Origin of the sequence: Gilliamella sp. B3482, from assembly GCF_026536805.1 — a bacterium.
GTDB lineage: Bacteria > Pseudomonadota > Gammaproteobacteria > Enterobacterales > Orbaceae > Gilliamella > Gilliamella apicola_E.
Window position 1 is genome coordinate 199420 of sequence record NZ_JAFNNL010000004.1, and the last position, 6089, is coordinate 205508.

At 33.0% G+C, this 6089-nt stretch carries 6 protein-coding genes; all 6 read left to right on the forward strand.

The genetic code is table 11. The features are described from left to right. The first annotated feature begins 48 nt into the window (after positions 1 to 48). Entirely contained in the window at positions 49 to 1302 is a 1254-nt protein-coding gene (gene murA / locus J3U18_RS08705) for a UDP-N-acetylglucosamine 1-carboxyvinyltransferase (RefSeq protein ID WP_065734915.1), read from the forward strand. 52 nt (positions 1303 to 1354) lie between these two features. After that, positions 1355 to 1930, forward strand: a complete 576-nt coding sequence (locus tag J3U18_RS08710) for a DJ-1 family glyoxalase III (protein WP_267332041.1) — start codon at positions 1355 to 1357, stop codon at positions 1928 to 1930. Positions 1931 to 1941: 11 nt separating this feature from the next. Continuing rightward, positions 1942 to 2856, forward strand: coding sequence for a cation diffusion facilitator family transporter (locus J3U18_RS08715; protein ID WP_267332040.1), 915 nt, complete (start codon positions 1942 to 1944; stop codon positions 2854 to 2856). 76 nt (positions 2857 to 2932) lie between these two features. Next, positions 2933 to 3895, forward strand: coding sequence for a 6-phosphofructokinase (gene pfkA, locus J3U18_RS08720; RefSeq protein ID WP_065562788.1), 963 nt, complete (start codon positions 2933 to 2935; stop codon positions 3893 to 3895). A gap of 175 nt (positions 3896 to 4070) precedes the next feature. Next, positions 4071 to 4322: a GNAT family N-acetyltransferase gene (locus J3U18_RS08725; RefSeq protein ID WP_065734913.1), complete on the forward strand. Its 252-nt coding sequence runs from the start codon at positions 4071 to 4073 to the stop codon at positions 4320 to 4322. Between the two features lie 147 nt (positions 4323 to 4469). Next, complete coding sequence (locus tag J3U18_RS08730; protein WP_267353673.1) at positions 4470 to 5540, forward strand: acyltransferase family protein; 1071 nt, start codon at positions 4470 to 4472, stop codon at positions 5538 to 5540. Positions 5541 to 6089 lie beyond the last annotated feature (549 nt).

Below are 6089 nucleotides of genomic sequence, written 5' to 3' on the forward strand. Positions count from 1 at the left end.
TGAATAACTTTTATAATAATCGCCATTTAAAATGAATAAGAGTTAACAATGGAAAAGTTTCACGTTACAGGCCCAACTTCTTTAAATGGAGAAGTTGTCATTTCTGGCGCTAAAAATGCGGCGCTACCTATTTTATTTGCTGCAATTTTGGCTGAAAAACCAGTTGAATTACAAAATGTTCCCAAGTTAAAAGATATTGATACTACACTGGAACTTCTTGAGCAATTAGGAGTGAAATATCAACGGAACGGTTCTATTCATCTTGATGCAGGTCAGATTGATAACTATTGTGCGCCTTATGAACTTGTAAAAACGATGCGAGCTTCAATTTGGGCTCTAGGTCCTCTTGTTGCTCGATTTGGTCAAGGGCAAGTTTCATTACCAGGTGGATGTGCAATAGGTGCAAGGCCAGTAGACCTACATATTACTGGACTACAACAATTAGGTGCGACAATTACTTTAGATGAGGGGTATGTTAAAGCTACAGTTGATGGTCGTTTAAAAGGCGCTCATATTGTAATGGATAAGGTTAGTGTTGGTGCTACAGTTACTATTATGTGTGCAGCAACTCTAGCTGAAGGTAAAACGATAATTGAAAATGCAGCGTGTGAGCCAGAAATAGTTGATACCGCAAAATTTTTAAATATGTTAGGCGCTAAAATCACTGGTGCCGGTACTATGCGCATTGAAATTGAAGGTGTTGCTAGTCTTGGTGGTGGTGTACACTCAGTCGTTTCTGATCGTATTGAAACTGGAACATTTTTAGTTGCTGCAGCTATTTCACGCGGCAAAATAACTTGTCGTAAAACTGATCCAAGCTTACTTGATGCTGTATTATCAAAATTGAAGGAAGCGGGAGCTAATATTGAAACTGGCGAAGATTGGATTTGTTTAGATATGCAAGGTAAACGAGCAAAAGCCGTTAATATTCATACTGCACCTCACCCAGGTTTTCCAACTGATATGCAAGCCCAATTTTCATTATTAAACATGGTGGCAGAAGGCACTGGAATTATCAAAGAAACAATTTTTGAAAATCGTTTTATGCATGTACCAGAACTTATTCGTATGGGAGCTCATGGCGAAATCGAAGGTAATACTCTGATTACTCATGGCGTTGAGAAACTTAGTGGAACTCAAGTAATGGCAACTGATTTACGTGCTTCTGCGAGTCTAGTTTTGGCTGGATGTATAGCTGAAGGTTCAACAATTGTTGATCGTATTTACCATATCGATCGTGGTTATGATAATATTGAAAATAAGCTGAGAAAATTAGGCGCTAACATTGAACGTGTTAAATAGTTCAATTTTTAACATTTTGTAAAGACAGTTAGTTGATAGGAAGGGGTGTAATATGACAAAGCAAGCATTAGTTTTTTTATCAAATGGCTGTGAGGAAACTGAAGCAGTGACAACAATTGATTTGTTGACACGTGCTGGAATTAAAGTTACCTATGCAAGTATTACTGAAGATAAAATAGTTCAATGTTCTCGCGGTGTCACTATCCTAACTCAAAAAACGTTTTCTGAAGTTAGCGATATTCATTTTGATGCGATTATTTTACCTGGTGGATTAGTTGGAGCTGAAAACTTTCGAGACTCTCAACAATTAATTGAAAAATTAAAGCAAGCTCATCAAGCCGGGGTTGTTATTGCAGCTATTTGTGCAACTCCAGCGATGGTTTTTCAACATCATAATTTATTCCCTAATGCATATATGACGGGTTATCCATCAACCAAAGATGCTATAAAAAATTGGAAATCGGGTAGAGTTTATTTTGATGTTCAAAATAGAGTTATTACTAGTCAAGGCCCTGCAACTTCAATTGATTTTGCTTTAAAAATTATTGAAGTTTTATTAGACAAAAAGATTGCAGCCGAAGTAGCTGCGCAATTGGTGCTTCCACAAGGGATAGAATCCTACCAATAAATAGGTAACAAATGTCAAAATCACATTTGTATGAAAAATTAATTAAAAAGGCGACATTGAGTGCAGTTTTAATTTCTATTTTCCTTATCATTATTAAGTTAATTACGTGCTGGTTCACTGGCTCAATGAGTTTATTTGCATCACTGTTGGATTCAAGTATTGATTTGCTTGCATCTGGGCTTAACTTTTTCTTAGTCCGTTATGCATTAAAACCTGCTGATGATGATCATACTTTTGGTCATGGAAAAGCTGAATCATTAGCCGCATTAGCACAAAGTGCTTTTATTATTGGTTCGGCGACCATTTTATTATTATCAAGTATTAAATCTATTATTCATCCAACTGCAATAGAGTTCCCTTTATTCGGTATTATCGTATCTATGATTTCGGTTGTTGTGACTGCCACATTAGTTTTATATCAAAAGCATGTAATAAAACAGACAAATAGTAAAGCGATTCAAGCAGATATGTTGCATTACTCATCAGATTTGTTTATGAATATTGCAGTTATTATTGCACTATTTTTAAGCTGGTATGGTATTACGTATGCTGATGCCTGTTTTGCATTCTTTATTGCGTTATATATTTTTTATAATGCTTGTAAAATAGCCTATAGTGCAATTCAAGACTTATTAGATAAAGCTTTACCTGAAAGTGATAACCAAAGAATTAGTGAAATTGTCTCTTCTTATTCAAATGTGCGTGGTTTTCATGATTTGAAAACTAGACAAGCAGGCCCGGTGAAGTTTATACAACTACATCTTGAATTAGATGATGATATGCCATTAATAAAAGCTCATGCAGTTGCTGATGCAATCGAAAAACATATCTCTAGAGAATTTGCTCCAGCAACAGTGATTATCCATCAAGATCCGATTTCTGTTGTTCCTCTTGAAACAAATCAGCTGAAAAACTATTCAAAATAGCTTCTAAACTTTATATTGTTAGTTATTTATTATGACCTTATAATAGCCAAAGGTTTATAAATTGGAGTTATTTTTTATGATAAAAAAAATAGGTATTTTAACCAGTGGTGGTGATGCGCCAGGGATGAATGCAGCTATTCGTGGAGTTGTGAGAACTGCGTTAACTGAAGGCTTAGAGGTTTTCGGTATCTATGATGGTTACTTGGGGCTTTGTGAAGATCGCATTGTCAAGTTAGATCGTTCTAGTGTTTCAGATATCATTACTCGAGGTGGAACATTTTTAGGATCAGCTCGATTTCCTGAATTTAAAGATCAAGAAATTAGAAAAAAAGGGATTGCTAATTTAAAGAAACATCAAATTGATGCTTTAGTGGTTATCGGTGGTGATGGTTCATATATGGGTGCGATGCGATTAACTGAAGAAGGTTTTCCATGTATTGGTTTACCTGGCACCATTGATAATGATATCCGAGGAACTGATTACACGATTGGTTATTTTACTGCATTAAGTACAGTTGTTGAATCTATAGATAGATTGAGAGACACTTGTTCTTCACATCACCGAATTTCTGTAATTGAGGTTATGGGGCGAGATTGTGGTGATTTGACATTAAGTGCATCAGTAGCTGGTGGTTGTGAATTTATGATCATTCCTGAAGTTTCTTATACTAAAGAAGACTTAATTGAAGAGATAAAATTAGGTTTTGCTAAAGGTAAAAAACATGCAATTGTCACTGTTACTGAACATATGTGTGATGTAAACCAATTAGCAAAAGATATTGAAGCAGCAGTACATCATGAAACGCGAGCAACTATCCTAGGCCATGTACAACGCGGTGGTTCACCTGTACCTTATGATCGAATTTTAGGTTCACGTATGGGGGCTTATGCGGTTGAATTACTCATTGATGGTCATGCTGGACGTTGTGTCGGAATTCAAAATGGTAAATTGGTTCATCATGATATCATTGATGCTATCAATAATATGAAAAGACCATTTGATATGGATCTTTATAATACAGCGAAACGTTTATTCTAAATATTGCTCCATTGATAATCTAATAAGATGTGGATAATTGATATACTATAGTTTGATTTAGGTTTATCAATTATTCACTTTATAACTTTAAAACTATTTTTTTAATAAATTCCAACAAATTTTTCTTTTCTTATTTAATTAATTTCGATGAAAATCATACTAATTGAGGAATTTTATGACATTACAATATAAGCAAGATAACGATCGTTTCTATGTATGTAATGACAATAATCAAGAAATAGCAGAAATGACGTTTACTCGAATTGGGCAAGATAAAGCAACCATCAATCATACCTATACAGATCCTAATTATCGTGGACAAGGAATAGCAGATAAGTTACTTGAGCTTGTGATAAAAACATTAAAGCAAGAAAAACGTGAAATCATACCTTTATGTTCTTTTGCTGCGAGTAAGCTAGACAACTAATTGTGTTTATATTTGATAAATATTTGTAATTTTTTCAGAAATTTGTCAAGAAATATTTTGTGCATTTTCTAAAATAATACTAGTTTTTATCTTGAAATTTTGTGCTAATGTATAGCAAATTTTCTTTGTTATGTTTTGATAACTGAAATGACAATAGTCAAACCCCAAAAAATTCATTCTATTCATGTATTGCGTGGCGTAGCCATCATTATGATTGTTTTTAGCCATTGTTTAGGTGTATTTAAAAATAGCCATTTAATTGCTAATAGTTATTTATTTTCTTTTTTAAATTTATTTGCTTTTAATTTCACAACATTTTTTGTATTAATTGCGGGGTTTTTATTTCAGCATTTAACTTATAAATATAATGTAAAAGCGTATTATTTATCTAAGTTTAAAACAGTAGTTTGCCCATATATTTCTGTATCGATATTTTGTTTCCTATATTTTCATTACCAATATTTATCCAGTTTACCTATTTTTTCGCTAACGGAACCAAGTTCGAGTACTTCAATCATTAAAATGATGTTGACCGGAACCCAGCTTTTGCCATTATGGTTTATGCCGATGATTATCATTATTTTCGCAATTAGCCCTTTATTATATAAATGGTCAAAAAAAAGTTTGATTATCGTGGGGTTAGTTTCGATGTTCTGGGTAGTTATGTTCACCAAGCCTGATTATACCCAGCCATTGCTAAATTTATTGCATTATGGACCTGTTTATTTGACGGGAATGATGATAAAGCAAAATTATGAAAAAATTATGAAACTAGTTAAAGATAATTTAGTTTTGGTGATTTTCTTTTTTGGTTTATGCTTTTTTATTCCATTTGCTTATCGTTATGTTGATCATCTTTGTGTTGAAAAACTTTATTACGATACATTACAAAAGATTATTTTATTTATTTTAGCACTCTATTTTCTGGATGGTTTGAACCATAAAAATGATGAAAGTAATACATATAAGTTTTTTTCTTTCATGGCAAATGTTAGTTTTCCCATCTATTTTGTTCATGAAATTATCGTAATCCTTTTAGAAGCACAGTTACTGAACTCACCTTTTGGATACATTATCAAAACAGATAATGGTGAATTAGCATCACTTGGTGCTATTAGCTTTTTAATATGTACATTAACTATAAGTGTTCTTGTTGCGTATACCATTAAATTAGTATTCAAAGATAAAGCAAAATATTTGATTGGTGGTAATCGTTAATATTTATGATAGTTAAACGAATACTTGATAGAAATTATGTGTTTTTATGGTTCAAAACATATAACAATATGTATCTTGAAGCAACGTTTTGATTTTTCGAATTTTTATAGTAACAATTTTTGCTTTATCTAGAGTATATCAATATTGCTGCTGAACAAATAAAAAACAAACGGAATTCTAAGTGTGATTTTTCACTTGCCAAAAAAAAAGAAGTGCCTATAATGCGCATCCACTGACACGGCGTCAGCGAAAGCAGACGATAATGAAGTTGGTGAACAAGATCAAATTTTTTAAAAAAAGATCTTGACGAATAAAAAGGTGTAGCGTAGTATACGCAGCCCTTGAGACAGCAAACTGAAGCAAGAAATTGAGAAGTTAACTTAAAGCTGTCAGCTCTTTAAAAAGAAGAAACAGACAATCTGTGTGGGCACTTGCGAGACGAAAAATTAAAAGTCTACGGACTCAAAAATTAAGTCTTGATAAGTGACACTGAAGATTCATTTGAATTATGTCAGAGACAGTTATTGAGCATCAAACTTTAAATTGAAG

Excerpts from the sequence above, each read along its gene's own strand:
- J3U18_RS08715 (WP_267332040.1), top strand. The coding sequence starts at position 1,942 with ATGTCAAAATCACATTTGTATGAAAAATTAATTAAAAAGGCGACATTG.
- J3U18_RS08730 (WP_267353673.1), top strand. The coding sequence starts at position 4,470 with ATGACAATAGTCAAACCCCAAAAAATTCATTCTATTCATGTATTGCGT.
- J3U18_RS08725 (WP_065734913.1), top strand. The coding sequence starts at position 4,071 with ATGACATTACAATATAAGCAAGATAACGATCGTTTCTATGTATGTAAT.
- J3U18_RS08710 (WP_267332041.1), top strand. The coding sequence starts at position 1,355 with ATGACAAAGCAAGCATTAGTTTTTTTATCAAATGGCTGTGAGGAAACT.
- pfkA (WP_065562788.1), top strand. The coding sequence starts at position 2,933 with ATGATAAAAAAAATAGGTATTTTAACCAGTGGTGGTGATGCGCCAGGG.
- murA (WP_065734915.1), top strand. The coding sequence starts at position 49 with ATGGAAAAGTTTCACGTTACAGGCCCAACTTCTTTAAATGGAGAAGTT.